This is a genomic window from Serinicoccus chungangensis (assembly GCF_001483745.1).
Classification (GTDB): domain Bacteria; phylum Actinomycetota; class Actinomycetes; order Actinomycetales; family Dermatophilaceae; genus Ornithinicoccus; species Ornithinicoccus chungangensis_A.
In genome coordinates this window covers 245,027-266,891 of sequence record NZ_LQBL01000002.1, presented here as the reverse complement: position 1 = coordinate 266,891, position 21,865 = coordinate 245,027, and the positions used below count along the sequence as shown (strand labels likewise).

The window sequence follows — 21,865 nt, the reverse complement described above, 5'->3', positions numbered from 1 at the left end:
GGGTCTCCGGCCGGCGCTCGCGGTGGTGGCATGGGCCAGACTGGCCGGGTGGACGACCTCGAGGTGACCCCGGGCCCGGGTGCCCCGCAGGGTCTGCGGGTGCCCGCCGACGAGCTGGTCGAGCAGTTCTCCCGCTCTTCCGGGCCCGGAGGGCAGGGCGTCAACACCGCGGACACGAGGGTGCAGCTCAGCCTGGACCTGGCCACAACCACGGCGCTGGACGACGACCTGCGCGCGCGGGTCCTGGCCCGGCTGGCGAGCCGGCTGTCCGGCACCGTGCTCACCGTCACCGCGAGCGAGCACCGGACCCAGCTGCGCAACCGGGCCGCCGCCCGTCGGCGTCTCGCCGAGCTGCTGCGGGAGGCGGTGACCCCGCCGACCGTGCGGCGCCCGACCAGGCCCACCCGTGGCTCCCGGCGTCGACGCGCCGAGGCGAAGACGAGGCGCTCGCAGGTCAAGCAGCTGCGCCGTCGCCCCGGCGCGGAGTGAGCCCAGGTGGGCGACCGGCCGTCGGCCCGGGTCCGCCGGGCACGGTCCTGGCGGCCCGCCACGCCGACTAGACTCCTGTCCCCGTGGCACTCACCATCGGAATCGTCGGCCTGCCCAACGTGGGCAAGTCCACGCTCTTCAACGCGCTGACCAAGAACTCCGTGCTCGCGGCGAACTACCCGTTCGCCACGATCGAGCCCAACATCGGGGTGGTGCCGCTCAAGGACCCGCGCCTGGAGCGGCTGGCGCAGATCCACGGCAGCGCCAAGATCCTGCCCGCCACGGTGAGCTTCGTCGACATCGCCGGGATCGTGCGCGGCGCCAGCGAGGGGGAGGGGCTGGGCAACAAGTTCCTCGCCAACATCCGGGAGGCCGACGCGATCTGCCAGGTCGTCCGTGCCTTCCGTGACGACGACGTCGTGCACGTCGACGGCCGGATCAGCCCCGGCGACGACATCGAGACCATCAACACCGAGCTCGTCCTGGCGGACCTGCAGACGCTGGAGAACGCCATACCCCGCCTGGAGAAGGAGGTGAAGGGCAAGCGGACCGGCAAGGAGGTCCTCGACACCGCGCTCGCCGCCCAGCAGGTGCTCGAGCGCGGCGACACGCTGTATGCCGCGGGCGAGGCCGCCGGTGTCGACAGGTCGATCGCTCGCGGCCTCGGTCTGCTCACCACCAAGCCCTTCCTCTACGTCTTCAACCTCGACGAGGACGGCCTCACCGACGAGGCCCTCCACGCCGAGCTGGCGGCCACCGTCGCGCCGGCCGAGGCGATCTACCTGTCCGCCAAGCTGGAGGCCGACCTCGCCGAGCTCGAGGAGGACGAGGCGCGCGAGCTGCTGGAGTCGGTCGGCGTCACCGAGCCGGGGCTGGACCAGCTGGCCCGGGTCGGCTTCGACACCCTGGGCCTGCAGACCTACCTCACCGCCGGGCCCAAGGAGTCGAGGGCCTGGACGATCCGCCAGGGGTCGACCGCGCCGCAGGCCGCCGGGGTCATCCACACCGACTTCGAGCGCGGCTTCATCAAGGCCGAGGTCGTCAGCTTCGACGCGCTCGACGAGCTCGGCTCCATGGCGAAGGCCAAGGAGGCCGGCAAGGTGCGCATCGAGGGCAAGGACTACGTCATGGCCGACGGCGACGTGGTGGAGTTCCGCTTCAACGTCTGAGCCGCGCCTGCTGGAGCTCGGCCACCGTCACAGCGGGCCGAGGACGGTGCTCACCTCGGCGTCCAGCCGGAGCGTCTCGAGGACGGGCAGGAGCTGACGCTCCTCGTAGCGCAAGTGCGACTCCATGACGGCTGCGACGCCCTCGAGGTGGCGGTCGAGCTCGGAGGCGCCGGCGCGCTGGTCCACCGCCGTCTGCAGGGCACCCAGCAGGTGGGCGATCATCGAGTGGTCCTGCTCGAGGGAGCGCAGCGTGTCGCGCAGGTGCGGGTGGGCAGCGGCGACCGCGGGGAACAGCTCCCTGTCCTCACCGACGTGGTGCGCCGTGAGCGCCGTGCAGAAGCCGTGGGAGAACAGCAGCAGGTCCCGGGTGGCCGGCTCGCCCGGCACACCGGCAGCATGCCTGGCACGGTCTGCCACCGGCACGCGACGTCGCCGGCAGCCTACCCCTCAGACCGGGTGGGCAGAGGTGAGGATCTCGGGGCCGGCCTCGGTGATCGCGACCGTGTGCTCGCTGTGCGCGGTCCGGCAGCCGGTCGCGCTGCGCAGCGTCCACCCGTCGGGGTCGGTGACCAGGCGGTCGGTGTCCTCCATCACCCAGGGCTCCAGCGCGAGGAGCATGCCCGGCCGGAGACGGTAGCCACGACCGGGGCGCCCGTCGTTGGCGACGTGGGGGTCCTGGTGCATCGTCGTGCCGATGCCGTGCCCGCCGAACTCGAGGTTCACGGCATACCCCGCCTCGGCGAGGACCGTGCCGATGGCGTGCGAGACGTCGCCGGTCCGCGCGCCCACCGTGGCGGCCGCGACGGCCGCGGCGAGGGCGCGCTCGGTCGTCTCGATCATCCGCTCGTCCTGCGGGCGGGCAGACCCGCCCACCACGAAGCTCACCGCGGCGTCCGCGGCCACCCCGTCCAGGAGGAGTGCGAGGTCGAGGCTGACGAGGTCGCCGTCGACCAGGGTCTCGTCGTGCGGCAGGCCGTGCAGGACGGCGTCGTTGACCGAGGTGCAGAGGTAGTGACCGAAGGGGCCGCTCCCGAAGGACGGTGCGTAGTCGACGTAGCAGGACTCGGCGCCAGCGCCGCGGATCATCTCCTCGGCCCACCGGTCGATCTCCAGCAGGTTGGTGCCCGCGCGGGCTCGCTCGCGGACCGTCGCGAGGATCTCGCCGACGAGCCGGCCGGCCCCGCGCGCCCGGTCCAGCTGCTCAGGGGTGAGGATCTCCACCATACCGATAACTATACCGGTATGATCGTCCTACCATGGTCAGACTCCCGCTCACCGCCCAGGACCGCGAGCGAGGTCGGCGTCTGGGGCTCCTGCTGCGGCAGGCCCGCGGCGACCGGTCCGTGCTCGACGTCGCGCTGGCGGCCGGGATGTCCCCTGAGACGCTGCGCAAGATCGAGACAGGACGCATCGCCACGCCGTCCTTCCCCGTGGTGGCGGCCCTGGCGGTGGTGCTGGGGGTGTCCCTGGACCACCTGTGGGGCGAGGTCGAGGCGGCAGGGTCGGGCATCGACCCGGCCGGTGAGCGGCTCAGCCGCTGACCTGCTGCCGGCGCTCGCGGCGCACGGCGACGAACGAGCGGATGCCGAGGACGAGATAGGCGACCAGCAGCACGAAGGTGATGGTGCCGGCGACCACCGCCAGCGGGCGCTCGGCGTCCCCGGAGGCCAGGTCGGCCAGGCCCAGGACGTTGCGGATGGTCCCGAGGGCGCCGAGCAGGGCCACGACCAGGGCGGCGTGGATCCAGACCTTCGGGTTGCTGCGGCCCAGCAGGCCGCAGACCGCCAGCACCACGCCGAGGACGGCCGGGATGAGGGCGGTCCAGCTCGACATCCCCGCGGCGAGCCAGCCGACCACCCCCACGGCGACGAGCACGACCCCGAGGAGGATGGTGGTGCGCGGCATGGACGAGTTCTGCATGGTGCTCCTTCTCGGGTCGGTCGGGGCTCCAGGATATCGGGGTCTGCCGCCCCTACCCTCGGCCGGTTCGTCTACCCTCGGCCGGTTCGTCAACCGTCGTCCTCCTCGACGAGGCTGATGGATGACCTGGCGGTTGATGGTGGACCGGGCGGCTGATGGTCCAGGGCGACTGCCGGGCGCGCGCGTGGAGGAGCACGGCACGAGCCGGTGGGCGGGCATCCGCGTCGAGGGGCGGCTGTCGGTGGTGCCGCCTAGCATGGGTCGGTGACCTGGACGAGCACGACGTGACGGCTGACCGCACCTCCCGGACCGACACCACCCACGACCCCGATCCCGCCCGCTGGCGCATCCTGGCCGTCACCCTGGCGGTCGGCTTCATGTCGCTGCTGGACGTGACGATCGTCAACGTGGCCATCCCCTCGATGCGCGAGGGTCTGGACACCTCGGCGGCCTCCATCCAGTGGGTGGTGTCCGGGTATGCCCTCACCTTCGGCCTCATGCTCGTCACCGGCGGCCGGCTCGGGGACGCCTGGGGCCGGCGCCGGATCATGCTCGTGGGGCTGGCCGGGTTCGTGCTGGCCAGCGCGGCGTGCGGGCTGGCGCCGACGGCCGGCGTGCTCGTCGCGGCCCGGCTGGTGCAGGGGCTGTCGGCGGGGCTGTTGGCCCCGCAGAACACCGGCCTCATCCAGGACCTGTTCACCGGGGCCGAGCGGGGGCGCGCCTTCGGGCTGTTCGGCCTGGTGGTGTCGGTGGCCTCCGGCATCGGGCCGGTCCTCGGCGGGATCATCATCACCCTGGCGGGGGAGGAGGGCGGATGGCGCTGGGTGTTCCTCGTCAACGTCCCCATCGGTCTGGTCCTGCTCGTCGCCATCGCCCGGATCGTGCCGGACCTGCGCGGGAAGGAGTCGGACCCGCGGCTCGACCTCGTGGGCGCCCTGCTGCTGGGGGCCGCCGTCATGTGCCTGCTGCTCCCGGTCGTCGCCCTGGAGTCGGGGGACCTCTGGGCCCTGGTGCTCCTCGTCGGGGTCCCCGTCTTCGCCTGGGCGTTCCTGTCCTACGAGAAGCGGCTGGCCCGCACCGGGGGGATGCCGCTGCTCGACGTCGACCTGCTCCGCCGCACCCCGGGCTACGCCAACGGCATCGTCGTGGGCTCGCTCTACTTCACCGGCTTCACCGGCGTGTTCCTCGTCCTGTCCATCTTCCTGCAGGACGGCCTCGGCTACTCCACGCTCGTGACCGGTCTGCTGCTGACCCCCTTCGCCGTCGGCTCGGCGGTCTCCTCGCCGTGGGCCGGGCGGGCGGTGACCCGGGTCGGGCGGGTGCTGGTCGTGCGCGCCCTCCTGGTGATGATGAGCGGTCTGGTCGTGCTGGGGGTCCTCGTCGGCCCGGCGCAGGACAGCCCGTGGCTGTGGCTGGCGCTGGCGGCGCCGCTGCTCCTCGCCGGTCTGGGTGGTGGCGCCGTCGTCTCGCCCAACTTCACCCTCACCCTCGCGCAGGTCCCCCAGCGGATGGGCGGGGCCGCCGGGGGAGCCCTGCAGACCGGGCAGCGGGTGGGCTCGGCGATCGGTGCGGCCGTGCTGGTGACGGCCTACCAGGTCGGGGCCGGAAGCGGTGACGACGCGGCCACCGGGCTGCGGGCGGCACTGGGGACCGCGCTGGTGCTGCTCCTCGCGGCGCTCGCGGCGGCCGTCTGGGACGGTCGTCGTCGCGCGGAGGCCGCGGCGGCCGACGAGGAGGAGAGCGGCGTCCCGGGGTAGGGGTGACGTCCAGGGGGTGGTCAGTCGGGTGACGGCCGGCCGGTCGGCGGGGCGGTGAACGCGGCGAGGAAGTCGACGAGCAGGCGCGCGCTCTGCGGGCGGGGCAGGGCCTCGACGAGGGCCAGCACCGCCGGCAGGTCGAGCTCGCCGCTCTCCCGCGCGGCCCGGGCGAGCGCCACCGGGTCGGGCAGGTCGGTGACGGGGCCGCCCGCCTCGACGGGCGCGGCCGCCTGCCCGCGGACGTCGTCGGCACCGGCGCGCAGCGCCGCCCCCAGCTCGTCCAGCACGCTCGCGCTCGCCGGGGTGAGCGTGAGGTGGGTCGTGCGCGGCAGGACGGTCCCGTCGGCCTGGGTCAGGGCGGGCTGCCCCTGCAGCACGAAGCCCCGCGCCGCCACGGCCTGCGCCCACGCGTGCGGGTCGACCTGCTCCGGCCGGGGCACGTCGGGGTCGGTGCCGACGGCCAGCAGCGGCCCGGTCGGCTCGCCGACCACCCGCAGACCCGCTGTGCCGTCGACGACCTCGCGGACCTCGGCGGTCGCGCGGGCCACCCCGGCCGTGAGCTCGGCATACCCCTGCGTCCCGAGCCGGGTGACCACCGCCCAGGCCGCGGCGAGGGACATGGCCGAGCGCGAGCCGAGCACGGTCGGGTTGACGACCGGGTAGCCGGGCCAGTCGGTCAGCGCGTAGTAGCGGGCCCGGTCCAGCGCCGGGTCGGCGAGGAGGAGCACCGAGGCCCCCTTCGGGGCGTAGCCGAACTTGTGCAGGTCGGCCGAGATGCTGGTGACCCCCGGGACCGCGAGGTCCCACGGCGGCGTCCCCTCCCACCACGGCAGCACGAACCCGCCGACGCAGGCGTCGACGTGGCAGGGGATGCCCCGCTCGGCCGCCGCCGCCGCGATCCCGGCCACCGGGTCGAGCACGCCGTGCGGGTAGGCCGGCGCGCTCGCGACGGTGAGCGCGGTGGCGTCGTCGAGGTGCGCGGCGAGGCGGTCCGCCTCGAGGGTGCCGGTGCGCGGGTCGACCGGGACGGTCACCATCTGCAGCCCGAGGTAGTGGGCGGCCTTGTGGAAGGCGGCGTGCGCGGTCGACGGCACCACCACCCGCGGCGTGCGCGGGTCCCCGGGATGGTGCTCGCGCCAGCGCTCCCGGGCGGCGAGCACGGCGAGCATGATGCTCTCGGTGCCGCCGGAGGTGACCGCGCCGCTGGTGCCGGGGGCGCCGCGCAGCACGTCCCGGGCGAAGGACAGCAGGTCGGCCTGCATCAGCGCGACGGAGGGGAACGTGGTCGGGTCGAGACCGTTGACCGCCTGGACCCGGGCCGCGGCCCGGCCGGCGAGCGCGTCCAGCTCGGCGAGCCCGCTGTCGTAGACGTAGCTGAGCACGCGGCCGCCGTGGGTGGGGGCGTCGTGCGCGCGGTAGGTGTCGAGGAGGGAGAGGACCTGCTCGTCGTGCTCGCTCATGCGGTTCCTTCCGGGGCGGGGACGGGCGCGCTGCTGGGTGCGCCGGGGTCGACGTAGCGGCGCAGCACGAGCAGGCTGAGGGAGACGAGGGCGGCCGGGACGACCGAGAAGGCGAGCACGATCGCGGCCTGCGCCGCGGCCGGCTGCGCCAGCTGCTCGGCGGCGGTGCTGGAGCGGAAGCCGGTCCCGGCGAGCAGGAGCAGGACCACGACCGGGCCGAGGGCCAGCCCGGCCGTCTCGCCCGCGGTCCACAGACCGCTCATGGCGCCGCCCCGGCCCCGACCGGCCGCGGTGACGACGTCCGGCAGCATCGCCAGCGGGAAGAGCTGCATCCCGGCGTAGGCGACCCCCGCGACCCCCACCAGGACGTAGATCCACGCGCCCGGGAGCCACAGCATCCCGACCAGGCCGAGGCAGGCCGTCGCGAAGAGGCCCGACGCGACGGTGAGGGCGGCCCGCTTGCCGCGGGAGGCGGCATACCGCGTCCACAGCGGCATGACGAGCAGGGCGGGGGCCACGAGGGCGGCGAAGAGCAGCGTCAGCGCGCTCTGGTCGCCGAGGGTGTAGGTCGCGACGTACTGCGCCGCGGCCAGCATCACCCCGGTCGCGACGGCCTGCAACACGAAGACCGAGAGCAGGACGCGGTATGCCGTGACCTCGCGCCAGGCGAGGAGGCCGGCGTGGTAGCCGCCGCCGGTCCCGGGCGCCGCGACCGGCGGACGGCGGAGGTGGCCGCGGGTGGTGACGACGGTGGTCACCATGCCGGCGAGGAGCAGCAGCGCGATGCCCAGCGCCATGGTGAGGTAGCCGGACCGGCCACCGCCCGCGGCGTCCCGCAGCGCGGGGCCACCGGCACCGACGAGCAGGATCGCCAGCGCCAGCACGGCGATCCGCCACGCCATGACGCGGGTGCGCTCGCGGTAGACCTCGGTCAGGTCGGCGGGCAGGGCGATGTAGGGCACCTGGAAGCAGGAGAACGAGGTCGTCGCGAGGACGAAGAAGACCAGGACCCACAGCCCGGCGGAGGCCGCACCGAGCGGGTCGGGGACGGCGAACATGCCGACGAAGCCCACCGGCAGGGTCAGGGCGCCGGCCAGCATGAGCCGGGTGCGACCGGCACCGGTGGTCGCGTCCCGGTCGCTGCGCGCCCCCACGGCCGGGTCGATGAGCACGTCCCACACCTTGGGGAGGATGACGACCACCGTCGCCAGCAGCGCCGGCACCGCGAGGGTGTCGGTGAGGTAGTAGGCCAGCACCAGCCCCGGGAGGGTGCTGAAACCGCCGGTGCCCACGCTGCCGACGGCATACCCCAGCACCGCAGAGCGGGGCAGGGGGCGGCTCATGGTGAGCAGGGTAGCCAGCCCCCGGGTCCCGGTGCCCGGCGCGCCCGGACCGGAGCCGGACCGGGTCCGGGGTCAGCCCTCCAGGAAGTCCAGCCGCACCGACCGGTCGGCGTTGTCCACGTTGAGGTCGACGAGGCAGATGGACTGCCAGGTGCCGAGGGCGAGCCGCCCGCCGTCGACCGGGACGGTGGCGTAGGGAGGGACGACCGCGGGCATGACGTGCGAGCGTCCGTGGCCGCGCGTGCCGTGCGCGTGCCGCCAGCGGTCGTCGGCCGGCAGCAGGTCGCCCAGGGCGGCGAGCAGGTCGTCGTCGGAGCCGGCGCCGGTCTCGATGATCGCCAGCCCGGCCGTCGCGTGGGGCACGAAGACGTGCAGCAGCCCGTCGCCCAGCCCCGAGACGAAGCTCGCGCACTCCCGGGTGAGGTCCAGGACGACCTCGTCGCCCCCCGTCCGCAGGTTCAGCGTCGTGGTCCGCATGGGCCCCAGCATGGCCGATCGCGCGCGCCCTGTCAGGGTGGGGGCACGTCCACCCCCAGCAGGCCGGCCAGGCGCGCGGCGTCGTACGGCGCGCGGACCTTGACGTCGTTGTCGAGGTAGACGTAGACGTCGGCCTCCTCGCGCCACCGCTCGACGCGACCGGCCCAGGTCTGCAGCGCCTCGTCGGAGTAGCCGCTGACGTAGAGCTCGCTGTCGCCGTGCAGCCGGACGTAGACGACCGGGCTGGTCACCGCGTCGAAGAAGGGCCACAGCCCGGCGCTGTCGGCGACGACCACGCCGACCCGCTGCTCGCGCAGCAGCTCCAGGAACTCCAGGTTGCCCGCGAACGAGTCGTGGTGGCGGACCTCGAGGACGTGCTCCAGGGGCCGGTCGGCGTCGATCTGCAGCCAGGTGCGGTCCGCGACCCGGTCGTCGTGGCCGCGCGCCACGTCCAGGGCGGCCGCCGTCGTCCGCGGCAGCCGGGAGAGGAAGTCGCGCAGCTGCTCCCGGTCGTAGCGGTGGCGGGCCGGCAGCTGCCACAGGACCGGGCCCAGCCTCGGGCCGAGGGCGAGCACACCCGAGGCCCAGAAGTTCGCCAGTCCCTGGTCGACGTCGCCCAGGCTCTTCAGGTGGGTGATGAAGCGGCTGCCCTTGACCCCGAAGACGAAGCCCTCCGGGGTCTGCTCGGCCCACTGCCGGTAGCTCTCCGGCCGCTGCAGGGAGTAGAACGAGCCGTTGAGCTCGATGGTCGAGAACCGCTGCGCGGCGTACTCCAGCTCGCGCCGCTGCACCAGCCCGGGCGGGTAGAACTCCCCGCGCCACGGGCGGTACCGCCAGCCCGAGATCCCGACGCGCACGGTGCCCATCCGCCGACGGTATGCCCTCCGCCGGGCGGGCGCAGGCCGCACCGGTAGCGTGCCGCCATGGCGCGGATGGACGGGACCTGGCTCATCACCGGACTGAACGGCACGGTGGCGCCGAAGGTGGCGGCCCGGGTGGTCGGGCTCGGCGGGGAGGTCGTGGGCTGGGACCGCGCGGCGGTGCCGCCCGACGACGTGGCGGCGGGGCGGGCCTTCCTCACGGCGCTCCGGCCGGCCGGCATCTTCCACCTCGGGATGGGGGCGGAGGCGTGGGCGGGGCGGCTGGCGGCATACGCCCGGGAGCACGAGCTGCCCTTCGTCGTCACCAGCTCGGTGTCGGTCTTCGGCGACGCCCCGGGGGACCCGGACGGCCCGTTCCGTCCCTCGGACGCCCCGACCGCGACCGACGACTACGGCAGCTACAAGGCGCGGTGCGAGGTGGCGGTGCGCGAGGCCCACCCGCGGGCCGTCGTCGCCCGCATCGGCTGGCAGGCGGACCCCGACGGGGTCGGCAACAACATGGTGGCCCAGCTCGCCGCCCAGGCGGAGGCCTCGGGAGGCGTTGTCCGCGCCAGTCGCCGGTGGCGCCCGGCGACCTCCTGGATGGCGGACACCGCAGCCGCGCTCACCGACCTGGCGACCTCGGGGCGGGCGGGGACCGTGCACCTGGACGGCAACGCCGCCGACGCGTGGACCTTCCCGCAGGTGGTGCGGCACGTCGCGCGGGTCACCGGGCACGCGTGGACGGTGCAGGAGCACGAGGAGCTGGACCACGACACGCGCCTGGTCGGCGACGAGGACCTCATCCGGCCCTTCTCCGCGCGCACGTGAGCCGCGGCGCGGCCCGACGGCCCGGATCCGGCCCGGAGGGTCAGACCATCATCCCGCGCAGGGCGAAGTAGAACAGCGCGGACAGCACCGCCGAGGCCGGCACGGTGATGATCCAGGCCGAGACGATCCGGAAGAGGTGCTCGCGCCGCACCTGCTGGCGCTTGAGCGCCTTCTTGAGCTTGCGCCGCTGGGCGGCGGTGATGACGGCCTCGTGCCCCATGTCGCTGAGCTGGTGGAGCATGTCGCGTTTGGTCTCGGCGTCGGCGTTGACGAAGGTGTAGAGCATCCGCTCGACCTCGGCGATGTGCTCGTCGCCCTGGTGGCTGTGCAGGACGTCCTCGACGGCCTTGGCCATCCGCTGGTCGAGGTACTCGCGCAGGAAGCCGACCCCGAAGATGCCGCCGAGGGCGACGTGGGTGGAGCTGACCGGGAGCCCGAGCTGGCTGGCCACGATGACGGTCAGGGCGGCGCTGAGGGCCACGCAGAAGGCCCGCGAGCGGTCCAGCTGGGTGATCTCGGAGCCGACCGTGCGGATGAGGCGCGGGCCGAAGAGCGCCAGCCCGAGCGAGATGCCGATGGCGCCGATGACGAGCACCCACAGCGGGATGCCGGCCTCGCCGTCCGCGCCGACCCCGCCGCTGGTGAGCGCCTCGACCACGCCCGCGAGGGGGCCGACCGCGTTGGCGACGTCGTTGGCGCCGTGCGCGAAGGACAGCAGCGCCGCGGCGGCCACCAGGGGGATGGTGAACAGGGTGTTGACGCCCTCCCGCGACTGCTGCAGGGAGGAGGACCGGCGGGCGATGCCGGGGCGGGTGAGCAGGAAGGTGACGACACCGGCGACCACGCCGAGCCCGAAGGCGACCGGGGTGCTGATCGCCACGACGTTCTGCACGCCCTTGAGGGCGATGTAGGTGGTGAAGGCCCCGGCCATGAGCCCCAGGAGGTAGGGCAGGTAGCGGATGGCGGACTGGACCGGGTCCACCTGCCACAGCACCTTGCGCTCCAGCACGTAGAGCAGGGCGGCCGCCAGCAGCCCGCCGACCAGGGGCGAGATGACCCAGCTGGCGGCGATGGCGCCCATGACCGGCCAGTTGACGATCGCGAACCCGGAGGAGGCGATGCCGGCGCCCATGACCCCGCCGACGATGGAGTGGGTCGTGGACACCGGGGCGCCGAGCCAGGTCGCGATGTTGAGCCAGATCGCCGCGCCGAGCAGGGCCCCGATCATCACCCACACGAAGACCATGGGATCGCCGATGTCGGCGGGGTCGATGATGCCGTTCTTGACCGTGCTCACCACGTCGCCGCCGGCGATGATCGCGCCGGCCGCCTCGAAGACGGCGGCGATGACGATCGCCGTCCCCAGGGTCATGGCCCGGGAGCCGACCGCCGGCCCGACGTTGTTGGCGACGTCGTTGGCGCCGATGTTCATCGCCATGTAGCCGCCGATGAGGGCGGCGGCGACGAGCAGCCAGGCGTGGTCCAGGTGACCGAACTGGGCGCGGGTGAAGACGATCACCCCCGCCAGGAACACCGCAGCCAGGGCGAGCCGGCGGAGCTGGGCCGGACCGCGGGTGGTGATGTGCTCGATCTGGCGATACTCCGTCAGCTTCACCGGGGCCATACCTTTCACCCGCGGGTGCGGGGACGGAGGCCCGCAGGCCACTCACGAGACACCTGACGGTAACCGGCTCGCTGCCCAGGAGCAATCTGCGCCCGGTCAGCCCCCGTGCGCACGGGCGTCGGTCGGTGCCGCCGGGCCGGGGCCGGCGAGCTCGCGGTAGAGGCCGGCGAGGCGCTCGGCCGCGGAGGCGCTGCCGGAGCGGGCGGCGATCCGGGCCGCGCCCCGGTGTTCGGCCGCAGACCTGGCCGGGTCGGTGCGCAGCGAGGTGAGGGCGGCGCCGAAGCCGTCCTCGTCGCAGCGCAGCACGTCGGCACCGAAGGTGTCGTCGTACTCCCGCAGGTCACGGACGACGAGCGGCAGGCCCGCGGCCGCGGCCTCGAGGACGCACACCGGGTGGTTCTCCTGCTCGGCGGGCAGGCAGAAGACGTCGGCCGCCCGCAGGTATGCCGTCACCTCCTCCCGGGGGAGGGCCCCGGTGAAGTGCAGGTTCCCCGGGGCGTCCTGCATCAACCGCTGCATCGCGGCGGGCTGCGCCCCGAGTCGCCCGAACGGGATGCCCCCCACCCACACGGACCGGACGTCGGGGTGCTCTCGCGCCAGCCGGACGAAGACGTCGACCCGCTTGCGCGGCTGCACCTGTCCGACGCCGAGCACCATGAAGGCGCCGGGGTCCACGCCCAGGCGTCGGCGCTCCAGGGCCCGGGCGGTCCGGTCGGTGACGAAGGCCGTGGTGTCGACGGTGTTGGGCAGGGTCTCGACGCGCTCGGCCGGCACGCCCAGCTCGTGCTCGAGGGTCCGTGCGACGGCCTCGGAGACGGCCAGGACCCGGTCCGCGCGGCCATAGAACCACCGCAGGTACCACCGGGCCAGGGGCCGCCACGCCCGTGCCCACCGCAGCGAGCCCACGAGCGAGTCCGGGACGACGTGGGCCGACACCACCGTGGGCGCCCGCGGGTCGAGCAGCTTGGGCCACACCGCCCAGCCCACGGTGTGCAGGTGGTAGACGTCGCAGTCCACCCGGCGGCCGTAGACGCCCCGGACCACCTCCACGTCGTCGCGCCGCTCCAGGGCCCGCGCCATCTCGACGTAGGCCGAGTGCACGCCGTGGCCCTGCACGCTGATGTCGCTCTCGCTTGCCATGTTGACCACGAGCGGCGCCGTCGGGCCCGTCGGTACCTCGGTCATCCGGTCAGCCCCGGGACCCACCGGTCCAGCACGGTGAGCACCCCGACGGTGTAGAGCACGAGCGCCCACGGCTTGAGCAGCAGGACGAGCAGGACGAAGGTGCGCCACCGCATCCGGGACAGCCCGGCCAGGCAGCACAGCAGGTCGTCCGGTGCGAGGGGCAGCGCGATCCCGAGGGCGAACCACCGGGTGAAGCGGCGGTCCTGCAGTCGGCCCAGCCACCGGCGCACGGTCCCGGCCCGGAAGCGTGCGGCGAGCAGGTCCTGGCCGAGGTACCGGGACAGGGCGAACACCGCCGCCGAGCCCAGGCAGGTCGCGCAGTACGCCGCGGCCAGGCCGACGACCGGCCCGAAGAGCACGGGCCCGGCGATGACCGTCACCGAGCCTGGGACGACCGGGAAGACCGCCTCGGCGGCTCCGACCAGCGTGTAGACGACGGGGGCGAGGACCCCGAGGCCCGAGAGCAGCTCGCGCAGCTCGGCGACCGAGGTGAGGGCGCCCGACCCCACGCCCCAGAGCACGGCGGAGGCCAGCGCCAGCCAGCCCAGGGCCACGGCCCCCCGGGCCCGGCGCAGCCAGACCCGCGCCCGGGCCGCCCCGGCCGTCGCGTCCCCCCGGCGGGGCGGGCCGTCCACCGCGCGGGCAGCAGGCCCCGGGCAACGCGCCACCCGGTCCGCAGGGTCTCGCGCCACGGCCAGCCCGGTGCTCACGCGGCCACCGTCGTGCTGTCCCGGCCCGCGGCCCGGTCGTAGGCGGAGCAGACCGCGGCCACGAAGCCGTCCCGGCCGAGGCCGGTCGCGGTCCGGACAGCCTCGCGGCCCCACCGGCGGCGCAGGTCCGGGTCCCGCAGCAGGCGGGTCATCGCCCGGGTGAACTCCTCGGGGGTGGTGTAGCGCTCCCCGTTGCGGCCCGCCACCACGACGCCGTCCACCGCGGCGTCGTCGCGGCACACCACCGGCACCCCGGTGGCCAGGGCCTCGAGGACGGTCAGCCCCTGGGTCTCGGTGCGGGAGGCCGAGACGAAGACGTCGGCGAGCCGGTAGAGCTCGGGGACCCGGGACGGCTCGACGGCCCCGACGAAGCGCACGCGGTCGCCGAGGCCGAGCCGCCCCACCTGCCGGTGCAGCGCTCCCGCCTCCGGGCCGTCGCCGGCGACCACCAGCTGCCACGGGTCGGGCACGCGGGCCAGCAGGTCGACGACCTCGGCGAGGTTCTTCTCGGCGGCCAGGCGCCCCAGGCTGAGCACGACCGGCACGCCCGGCTCCAGGCCGAGCGCCGAGCGGAGCTCCGGCGAGCCCGCGCCCGGGGCGAACCGCGCCAGGTCGACGCCGGTGGGCACGACCTCGACCGGCGGGCGGACGGCATACCCCTGCAGCAGCCGACGGATCTTCTCGGTGGGGGCGATGACGAGGTCGGTCCGGTCGAGGGTGTGCCGCGCGAAGGCGGCGCACAGCGACCGACCGAGCCGCTCGTGCGGGCAGAAGTAGTGGGTGTAGTCGGCGTAGAGCGTGTGGTAGGTGTGCACGTGGGGGACCGCCACCCGGTGCGCGAGGCGCCGGGCCCACCAGAACGCGACGAACTCGGTGTGCGAGTGCAGCACCTCCGGGCGCCACCGGACCAGGTCGGCCAGCAGGGGGCCGTCGACCGGCCGGCCCAGGCGGGCGTGCGGGTAGACGTGGCTCGCGTCCAGGGAGGGCAACCGGTAGACCTGGCCGTCGAAGGTGGTGCGCCGGGTCGGTCCGACCGTCAGGACGCGGACCTCGTGACCGGCCTCGAGCAACCCCTGGCGCAGCTCGTCGACCGAGCTCACGACACCGTTCACGGTGGGCCGGTAGGAGTCGGTGAGCAGCAGGACCCGGCGCCGCCCGGGCGGCGGGTGCGGGTGGGCGGAGGGGTGGACGCGCATACCGTCATCGTGGCCGCCCGGGCCGACCGGCGGCCAGGGTGCGGACCACCTGGGCGGCCGGGGGCTACCCCCACTCCCCGGGAGCCTGCGGAACCGCCCCGGGGGCTACGGTGCCCTCATGGACGCCTTCCAGGACCTGCTCGTCGACGGCTTCTCCCGCGTGGAGGAGGGCGTGGGTGCCGTGCTCGAGGGACTGGGGGCCGAGCAGCTGCGCTGGCGGCCCGACGCCGAGGCGAACCCGGTCGGGTGGCTCCTGTGGCACCTGCTGCGGCAGCAGGACGCCCAGCTCGCCCGGCTCGCCGGCCGGGAGGAGGAGTGGGCCCAGGGCTGGCGGGAGCGCTTCGACCTGCCCTACCCGCCGGACGCCATGGGCTACGGGCAGGACGCCGCCGAGGTCGGACGGTTCGAGCTCTGCGACACCGGGCTCCTCCTCGGGTATGCCGGTGCCGTCCACGCCTCGACCCGGCGCCTCGTCGAGGGGTGGGACGCCGCGGACCTGGACCGGGTGGTCGACGACACCTGGGACCCCCCGGTGACGGTGGGGGTGCGGGTCTGCTCCGTGCTCGAGGACGCGCTGAAGCACCTGGGCCAGGCGGAGTACGTCGCCGGTCTGGCCCGGCGCCGGGGCTGACGACCGGCGGGTCGCCGCAGGCCGCCGCACCGGTCGGGGCTCAGACGGCGGCGCTGCGCACGCCCGGGGGGTCGAGCTCGTCGTCGACGTAGACCGGGCGTGAGGCGCGGACCCCCGCCACGGCCAGCGGCACGCCGCTGAGCGCCAGCAGGACGAGGACCAGCTGCCAGTCCCCGGTCCAGGAGTGGAGCAGCCCCACGAGGAAGGGCCCGGCCGCGGCGCAGAGGTAGCCCACCGGCTGCACGAACCCGGACAACCCGGCGGTGACCTCGGGGCGACGGCTCCGGGCGGTGAGCAGGGCGATGACCGTCGGGAAGGCCCACCCGGACAGGCCCAGCAGCGCCACCCACAGCCACGGCAGGGCCGCCGGGGCGACCAGGAGGCCGGCGTAGCCCAGGACCGCGAGCACCCCGAAGGCCACCATCCACGGGGCCAGGGTGCGGGAGCGGTGGATGACCGTCGGCATGAGCAGCCCGCCGAGGATGCCGGTCGCGGTCAACGACCCGGTGAGCAGGCCGGCCGAGGTCGCGGACAGCCCCGCGTCGCGGTAGATCTGCGGGAGCCAGCCGAACTGGACGTAGGCGTTCATCGACTGCATGCCGAACAGCACGGTGAGGGCCACCGCCGTCGGGGACCGGACCAGCCGACCCGTGGCGACGCCCCGGCCCGTGGGGGCCAGGGACCCACGCTCGCGGCGCGCCACGAGGAGCCAGGCCACCAGGGCGGTGAGGGCGACCCCGGCCCACACGCCCAGGGCGCCGCGCCACCCCGGTCCCGCGGCCGCGACGGGCGCCGAGAGGGCGGCTCCCGACGCCCCGCCGACGGTGAGACCGGTGCTGTAGATCGTCATGAGGCGCACGCCCGCGCCCGGCTGACGCTTGATCCAGGCGGGGACGAGCACGTTGCCGACGGCCATGCCGCCGAGCGCCACCGCCGACAGGACGACGAAGGGGACGGTCGAGCCGGTCAGGACCCGCAGGCCCAGTCCCGCCACGACGAGCCCCAACCCCAGGCAGATGGTGCCGGTGAGCCCCCACCGGCGCGACAACGGCACGGCGGCCATGCCGAGCAGGCCGAAGCAGAGGCCGGGCAGCGCGGTGAGCACCCCGGCGACGGCCGGGCTGACACCGATCCCGGCCTCGAGCTCGGCGAGGACCGGTCCGATCGAGGTGGCTCCGGGGCGCAGGTTGACCGAGACCAGGGCCACCGCGAGCAGCGTGAGCAGCCCGACGGGGGCGGCGCGCCGCGCGGCGGGTGAGCCGGCGACGCCGCGCCCCTCCTCAGTCACGCAGGGCGTCGATCACGGCGTTGAAGGTCTCCGAGGGACGCATCGCGGCGAACGCCTTGGCGTCGTCCGGGTGGTAGTAGCCGCCCAGGTCGACCGGGCTGCCCTGCACCGCGACGAGCTCGTCGGTGATCTGCTGCTCCTTCTCGGTCAGCTCCGCCGCGACCGGGGCGAACCGCTCGGCGAGCGCGGGGTCCTCGGTCTGCTCGGCCAGCGCCTGCGCCCAGTAGAGCGCGAGGTAGAAGTGGCTGCCCCGGTTGTCGATCTGCCCGAGCGCCCGGGCCGGGGAGCGGCCCTCGGTGAGCACCCGTCCGGTGGCGGCGTCGAGCGCGTCGCCGAGGACCCGCGCCGTCTCGTTGCCGTCGCGGTCGGCCAGGTGGCGCAGCGACTCGGCCAGCGCCAGGAACTCGCCGAGGCTGTCCCAGCGCAGGTAGTTCTCCTCCGCCAGCTGCTGGACGTGCTTGGGGGCCGACCCACCGGCGCCGGTCTCGAAGAGGCCACCGCCGTTCATCAGCGGCACCACCGAGAGCATCTTCGCGCTGGTGCCGACCTCGAGGATGGGGAAGAGGTCGGTGTTGTAGTCGCGCAGCACGTTGCCGGTCACCGAGATGGTGTTCTCGCCCTCGCGGATGCGCTCCACCGACAGCCGGGTGGCCTCGACCGGGGAGAGGACCCGCAGGTCCAGCCCGTCGGTGTCCTCCTCGGCGAGGTAGGCCTCCACCTTGGCGATGAGGTTGCGGTCGTGCGCCCGCTCCTCGTCCAGCCAGAAGACCGCGGGGTCGCCGGTCGCCCGGGCGCGGGCCACGGCGAGCCGGACCCAGTCGCGGATCGGCTCGTCCTTGGTCTGGCAGGCGCGCCAGATGTCGCCGGCCGCGACCTCGTGGCGCAGGAGCACGTCGCCCCCGGCGGTGACGACCTCGACGGCGCCGTCCGCGGCGACCTCGAAGGTCTTGTCGTGCGAGCCGTACTCCTCGGCCTTCTTGGCCATGAGCCCGACGTTCGGCACCGAGCCCATGGTCGTGGGGTCGAAGGCGCCGTTGGCCTTGCAGTCCTCGATGACCGCCTGGTAGACGCCGGCGTAGGAGGAGTCCGGGATGACGGCGAGCGTGTCGGCGGTCTCGTCCGAGGGCCCCCACAGCTGGCCGCCGTTGCGGATCATCGCCGGCATGGACGCGTCGATGATGACGTCGCTCGGCACGTGCAGGTTGGTGATGCCCTTGCGGGAGTTGACCATCGACAGCCGCGGGAGCTGCGCCAGGCGCTCCTCCACGGCGGTCCGGACCTCGGGAGCCTGCTCACCGAGGGCGTCGAGCCCGGAGAGGATCCCGCCCAGCCCGTCGTTGGGCGACAGGCCCGCGGCGGCGAGCTGCTGGCCATACCGCTCGAAGACGTCGGCGAAGAAGACCTTGACGGCGTGCCCGAAGACGATGGGGTCCGAGACCTTCATCATGGTCGCCTTGAGGTGAAGCGACCACAGCACGTCGTCCTGGGCCGCCTCGTCGACCGTCGCCGCGAGGAAGTCCTCGAGGGCGCGCGCCGACATGAAGGTGGCGTCGACGACCTCCCCGGCCAGCACCGGGACCGACTCCTTGAGCACGGTGGTGGTGCCGTCGGCGGCGACGTGGCGGATGGTCAGGGTGTCGTCGGTCTCGACGACGACCGAGTCCTCGTTGTGCCGGAAGTCGCCGGCGTCCATCGTGGCGACCCGGGTGCGGGAGTCGGCGTCCCACTCACCCATCGAGTGGGGGTAGGCGCGCGCGTAGCTCTTGACCGCCTCGGGGGCGCGCCGGTCGGAGTTGCCCTCGCGCAGGACCGGGTTGACCGCCGACCCCTTGACCTTGTCGTAGCGGGCGCGGGCGTCGCGCTCCTCGTCGCTGTCCGGGCTCTCCGGGTAGTCCGGGAGGTCGTAGCCCTGCTCCTGCAGCTCGGCGATCGCCGCCTTGAGCTGCGGCACGGAGGCGGAGATGTTGGGCAGCTTGATGATGTTGGCGTCCGGCGTGGTCGCCAGCTCGCCGAGCTCGGCGAGCGCGTCACCCACCCGCTGGTCGTCGTCGAGGCGGTCGGCGAACTGCGCCAGGATGCGCCCGGCGAGGGAGATGTCCCGGGTCTCCACGTCGATCCCCGCGGCGCCGGCGAAGGCCTCGATGATCGGCTTGAGCGAGTAGGTCGCCAGCAGCGGTGCCTCGTCGGTGCGGGTGTAGATGATCGTGGACATGCCTCTCCCTGGTCGGTGGCGTCGGGGCGTGCGGACCAGAGTCTACGGGTGCTGGTCGGTGGCGTCGGGGCGTGCGGACCAGAGTCTACGGGTGCTGGTCCGCGCCACCAGGGCGGCTCGTCGTCGTCCCGGGGGACGGTGGGGCGGATCTCGGAGGGTGGCGGATCGTCATACCCCGTGCTGGCGCGCCACCGCCAGGACGCGCCGGTCTTGTCCACGGGCGGACCGGGGGACCCGGGCGGTAGGCTGAGGGCACTCTTCCCGGAGGCCATGGAGGTGGTGTCGGTGACGACTCGGCTGGAGCACCCGATCGTGGTCGGTGCGGCGGGGACGGGGGAGGGGGACGTCGCCCTCGAGTGGGCGGCCCGCACCGCCGCGAGGACCGGGGCAGGCCTCGTGGTCGTCCACGCCAGCGAGCCGGAGGCCCTCGCGGCGCGGATGGCCGGCGGCGAGGCCGTGGCCGTGACCGCGGTGCTGGAGGCCGAGGAGGAGACGGTCGCGGACCTGCGTGCGCACGTCACGGCCCTGGGCGAGCGCCTCGGGGTCGAGGCACGGCTCGACACCTCGCGCGGCTCGCCGGTGGCGGCGCTCCTGGCGCACCAGGACTCCGCCGCGCTGCTCGTGGTGGGGACCGGCCGCAAGAGCGCGGTGGAGGAGTTCCTGCTCGGCAGCACCTCGCTCGGGGTCGCGGCCCACGCGCACCGCCCGGTGGCCGTGGTGAACCCCGGCGTCGACGTCGACGCGCTGACCCACGGCCAGATCGGCCTGGGGATCGACGGCAGCCGGGACAGCGCCCGGGCGGCCCGTGCCGCGCTGGCGCTCGCCGACCTGACAGGAGCGGCCGTCACCGCCCTCAGCACGTGGTTCCTCGAGGTCGTCGACGGGTATGTCGTGACCGAGCCGGACAGCCCGGAGTGGGCGGCCGTCGAGCGGCGCCACGCCGAGGCCCTGGTGCGGGCGCTGCAGCCGGCGGTCGAGGCCTACCCGCAGGTGCCGGTGGACTGGGAGGTGCGGCGGGGCCCGGTGGTGCCGACCCTGCTGGACGCGGCGCGGGCGTGGGACGCCCTCGTCGTCGGGAGCCGGGGCCGCGGAGCGGTCCGCGGACGCCTGCTCGGCTCGGTGAGCCAGCGCCTCATGCGGGCCGCGCCCTGCCCGGTCGTCGTCTCGCGCGCCTCCTGAGCCGGGCGGTCGGGAGGGCCGGCGTCAGAGGCCCCCGGTCGTGGCCTCGGCGGCACGCTCGGCGATGGTGGCCCCGGCGCCCTCGTAGAGGTTGACGACGACGTCCGCGCCACGGGCCTCCAGGTCGCCCACCTCGTCGTCGTACTGCGCGACCACCGCGATGACCCCGTCGTAATCGCTGGCCGTGAGCTACTCCAGCGCGATCCGGTTGGCGCCGTGGAAGGGCATGGCGAGCACGACGATGTCCACCTGGCGGGTGGACTCCAGCCGGCTCCAGAAGTCGCCGTCCGCGGCGTCGGCCTCCACCACGGTCAGGCCCTGCTCGCGCAGCCGGGCGACGCGGTTCGGGAGGTTCTCCACCCCGAGCACCGCGAGCCCGTAGACCTCGGAGAGCTCGGCGTAGGCGCTCCGGCCGATCCGGCCCATCCCCATGACCACCGCCCGCGCGTCGCCGAAGGAGATCGGCAGCTCGTGCGGGTGCACGTCGGTCGGGGGGTGCATGGGCATGACCTGGCGCGCCCAGCGCAGGATCGCGTCCGACTTCTCGTTGACGAGGGCGGCGGCCACGAAGCTGGCCGCGACGGCGACCGACATCACCACCAGCCACTCCTCGTCGAGCATGGCGCTGGCCACCGCCACCGAGGTGACGATGAGACCGAACTCGGAGTAGTTGCCCAGCAGGACGCCGGCCTTGACCGAGGTGCGTCGGCGCAGCTTGTGCCGGTCGAGGAGGAAGACGTAGAGCGCGATCTGGGCGGGCAGGAGCAGCAGGAGGAGCAGGCCGAGCACGGCGGAGGAGGGGGTGGGGGTGCCGATGAAGCCGATGGAGATGAAGAACCCGATGAGCAGCAGGTCCTTGAGGAGGAAGAGCGTGTGCGACAGGTCGCTGGTGGCCGGCCAGCAGCATGCCGATGACCAGGGCCCCCAGGTCGCCCTTGAGCCCCCACGGCGTCGAAGGCGGCGTAGCCGGGGCCCAGGGCCATGGCCAGACCGAAGAGCGCCTGCATCTCGCCGTGCGGGATGTGGCTCCACAGCCATCGCCCGAGCCACGCCGTCGGGACCAGCGCCAGCACGACCGGGATCGCCCAGATGCTGGGGATCCGACCGCCGGAGACCGTCATGAAGACGACCGCGGCGAGGTCCTGCAGGACCAGGATGCCGATGGCCACGCGGCCGTAGAAGGACTGCAGCTCGGAGTGCTCCTCGAGCACCTTGACGACGAAGACCGTGGAGGAGAAGGAGAGGGCGAAGCCGACGAGGGCGAGGGTCTGCAGGTCCAGGCCCTGCAGGAGCGGGTACCCGAGCAGCGCCACCACCCACAGGAAGCCGGTGCCGACGGCGACCGAGAGGGCCATGTGTCCCACGGTGGTGGCCCACATCCCGGGAGAGCAGGCTGCGGACGTTGAGCTTGAGGCCGATGCCGAACAGCAGCAGGGTCACGCCGAGGTCGGCCAGGAAGTCGAGGTAGGGCAGCTCCTCGACCCCCAGCCAGTTGAGCCCGAAACCGGCCAGCAGGAAGCCGAGCAGGGCCGGG

Annotated in this window: 22 protein-coding genes and 1 pseudogene; 7 read left to right on the top strand and 16 right to left on the bottom strand. The window is 74.3% G+C overall.

What is annotated here, in order from left to right:
* The first annotated feature begins 48 nt into the window (after window positions 1-48).
* Window positions 49-489 (top strand): alternative ribosome rescue aminoacyl-tRNA hydrolase ArfB, encoded by a 441-nt coding sequence (gene arfB / locus AVL62_RS01490; RefSeq protein ID WP_058889956.1) that lies wholly within the window; start codon window positions 49-51, stop codon window positions 487-489.
* Between the two features lie 83 nt (window positions 490-572).
* Window positions 573-1,658 carry a redox-regulated ATPase YchF gene (gene ychF, locus AVL62_RS01485; protein ID WP_058889909.1) on the top strand — a complete coding sequence of 362 codons (1,086 nt, stop codon included), beginning with the start codon at window positions 573-575 and terminating at the stop codon, window positions 1,656-1,658.
* 27 nt (window positions 1,659-1,685) lie between these two features.
* On the opposite strand, the gene AVL62_RS01480 is transcribed toward ychF, so the two are convergent.
* A complete protein-coding gene (locus AVL62_RS01480; protein ID WP_235585452.1) occupies window positions 1,686-2,045 on the bottom strand; it encodes a hemerythrin domain-containing protein in 360 nt (119 codons plus the stop codon).
* 60 nt (window positions 2,046-2,105) lie between these two features.
* Entirely contained in the window at window positions 2,106-2,882 is a 777-nt protein-coding gene (gene map, locus AVL62_RS01475; protein WP_058889907.1) for a type I methionyl aminopeptidase, read from the bottom strand.
* A 32-nt stretch (window positions 2,883-2,914) separates the two neighbouring features.
* Between map and AVL62_RS01470 the strand changes: the two genes are divergently transcribed.
* Window positions 2,915-3,199: a helix-turn-helix domain-containing protein gene (locus AVL62_RS01470; protein WP_058889906.1), complete on the top strand. Its 285-nt coding sequence runs from the start codon at window positions 2,915-2,917 to the stop codon at window positions 3,197-3,199.
* Here AVL62_RS01470 and AVL62_RS01465 read toward each other — a convergent pair.
* Window positions 3,189-3,578 (bottom strand): hypothetical protein, encoded by a 390-nt coding sequence (locus AVL62_RS01465; RefSeq protein ID WP_083518580.1) that lies wholly within the window; start codon window positions 3,576-3,578, stop codon window positions 3,189-3,191. The genes AVL62_RS01470 and AVL62_RS01465 overlap by 11 nt on opposite strands.
* A 284-nt stretch (window positions 3,579-3,862) precedes the next feature.
* Between AVL62_RS01465 and AVL62_RS01460 the strand changes: the two genes are divergently transcribed.
* Entirely contained in the window at window positions 3,863-5,335 is a 1,473-nt protein-coding gene (locus tag AVL62_RS01460) for an MFS transporter (RefSeq protein ID WP_058889905.1), read from the top strand.
* Between the two features lie 20 nt (window positions 5,336-5,355).
* On the opposite strand, the gene AVL62_RS01455 is transcribed toward AVL62_RS01460, so the two are convergent.
* The 4 genes from AVL62_RS01455 to AVL62_RS01440 all read right to left on the bottom strand — a co-directional run bounded on the left by AVL62_RS01455 (window position 5,356) and on the right by AVL62_RS01440 (window position 9,481).
* The gene (locus AVL62_RS01455; protein ID WP_058889904.1) at window positions 5,356-6,795 is read right to left on the bottom strand and encodes a pyridoxal phosphate-dependent decarboxylase family protein; all 1,440 of its coding nucleotides are present in this window, start codon (window positions 6,793-6,795) and stop codon (window positions 5,356-5,358) included.
* Entirely contained in the window at window positions 6,792-8,138 is a 1,347-nt protein-coding gene (locus AVL62_RS01450; RefSeq protein ID WP_058889903.1) for an MFS transporter, read from the bottom strand. The genes AVL62_RS01455 and AVL62_RS01450 overlap by 4 nt, the downstream gene beginning before the upstream one ends.
* A 72-nt stretch (window positions 8,139-8,210) precedes the next feature.
* Window positions 8,211-8,615 (bottom strand): secondary thiamine-phosphate synthase enzyme YjbQ, encoded by a 405-nt coding sequence (locus tag AVL62_RS01445; protein WP_058889954.1) that lies wholly within the window; start codon window positions 8,613-8,615, stop codon window positions 8,211-8,213.
* 32 nt (window positions 8,616-8,647) lie between these two features.
* Window positions 8,648-9,481, bottom strand: coding sequence for a DUF72 domain-containing protein (locus AVL62_RS01440; RefSeq protein ID WP_058889902.1), 834 nt, complete (start codon window positions 9,479-9,481; stop codon window positions 8,648-8,650).
* Window positions 9,482-9,538: 57 nt separating this feature from the next.
* Here AVL62_RS01440 and AVL62_RS01435 point away from each other — a divergent pair, with 57 nt between their 5' ends.
* A complete protein-coding gene (locus AVL62_RS01435; RefSeq protein WP_058889901.1) occupies window positions 9,539-10,306 on the top strand; it encodes a sugar nucleotide-binding protein in 768 nt (255 codons plus the stop codon).
* Between the two features lie 40 nt (window positions 10,307-10,346).
* Here the strand turns inward: AVL62_RS01435 and AVL62_RS01430 are convergent, their stop codons facing one another.
* From AVL62_RS01430 to AVL62_RS01415, 4 genes are all read right to left on the bottom strand, one after another.
* Window positions 10,347-11,930, bottom strand: coding sequence for an inorganic phosphate transporter (locus tag AVL62_RS01430; protein WP_058889900.1), 1,584 nt, complete (start codon window positions 11,928-11,930; stop codon window positions 10,347-10,349).
* 96 nt (window positions 11,931-12,026) lie between these two features.
* Window positions 12,027-13,115, bottom strand: a complete 1,089-nt coding sequence (locus tag AVL62_RS01425) for a glycosyltransferase family 4 protein (protein ID WP_058889899.1) — start codon at window positions 13,113-13,115, stop codon at window positions 12,027-12,029.
* Window positions 13,112-13,825: a TVP38/TMEM64 family protein gene (locus tag AVL62_RS01420; protein WP_235585451.1), complete on the bottom strand. Its 714-nt coding sequence runs from the start codon at window positions 13,823-13,825 to the stop codon at window positions 13,112-13,114. Before AVL62_RS01420 ends, AVL62_RS01425 begins: the two co-directional genes overlap by 4 nt.
* On the bottom strand, window positions 13,822-15,021 hold the full coding sequence (locus AVL62_RS01415) for a glycosyltransferase (RefSeq protein ID WP_058889897.1): 1,200 nt from the start codon (window positions 15,019-15,021) through the stop codon (window positions 13,822-13,824). Before AVL62_RS01415 ends, AVL62_RS01420 begins: the two co-directional genes overlap by 4 nt.
* Before the next feature lie 118 nt (window positions 15,022-15,139).
* Between AVL62_RS01415 and AVL62_RS01410 the strand changes: the two genes are divergently transcribed.
* Complete coding sequence (locus AVL62_RS01410) at window positions 15,140-15,652, top strand: mycothiol transferase (RefSeq protein ID WP_058889896.1); 513 nt, start codon at window positions 15,140-15,142, stop codon at window positions 15,650-15,652.
* 40 nt (window positions 15,653-15,692) lie between these two features.
* Here AVL62_RS01410 and AVL62_RS01405 read toward each other — a convergent pair whose 3' ends face one another.
* Together AVL62_RS01405 and AVL62_RS01400 are read right to left on the bottom strand one after the other, a co-directional pair.
* Window positions 15,693-16,940, bottom strand: a complete 1,248-nt coding sequence (locus tag AVL62_RS01405) for an MFS transporter (protein WP_058889895.1) — start codon at window positions 16,938-16,940, stop codon at window positions 15,693-15,695.
* Window positions 16,933-19,152: an NADP-dependent isocitrate dehydrogenase gene (locus AVL62_RS01400; protein WP_058889894.1), complete on the bottom strand. Its 2,220-nt coding sequence runs from the start codon at window positions 19,150-19,152 to the stop codon at window positions 16,933-16,935. The genes AVL62_RS01405 and AVL62_RS01400 overlap by 8 nt, the downstream gene beginning before the upstream one ends.
* 285 nt (window positions 19,153-19,437) lie before the next feature.
* On the opposite strand from AVL62_RS01400, the gene AVL62_RS01395 reads away from it, so the two are divergent.
* Window positions 19,438-20,331 carry a universal stress protein gene (locus AVL62_RS01395; protein ID WP_161937815.1) on the top strand — a complete coding sequence of 298 codons (894 nt, stop codon included), beginning with the start codon at window positions 19,438-19,440 and terminating at the stop codon, window positions 20,329-20,331.
* 24 nt (window positions 20,332-20,355) lie between these two features.
* Here the strand turns inward: AVL62_RS01395 and AVL62_RS18020 are convergent, their stop codons facing one another.
* The 3 genes and pseudogenes from AVL62_RS18020 to AVL62_RS17675 form a co-directional block, all read right to left on the bottom strand.
* A complete protein-coding gene (locus AVL62_RS18020) occupies window positions 20,356-20,487 on the bottom strand; it encodes a hypothetical protein (RefSeq protein WP_268793621.1) in 132 nt (43 codons plus the stop codon).
* Between the two features lie 33 nt (window positions 20,488-20,520).
* On the bottom strand, window positions 20,521-21,120 hold the full coding sequence (locus tag AVL62_RS17680) for an NAD-binding protein (RefSeq protein WP_235585450.1): 600 nt from the start codon (window positions 21,118-21,120) through the stop codon (window positions 20,521-20,523).
* Between the two features lie 374 nt (window positions 21,121-21,494).
* Window positions 21,495-21,686 (bottom strand): annotated as a pseudogene (locus AVL62_RS17675) (cation:proton antiporter); the annotation flags it as partial.
* Window positions 21,687-21,865: the final 179 nt, after the last annotated feature.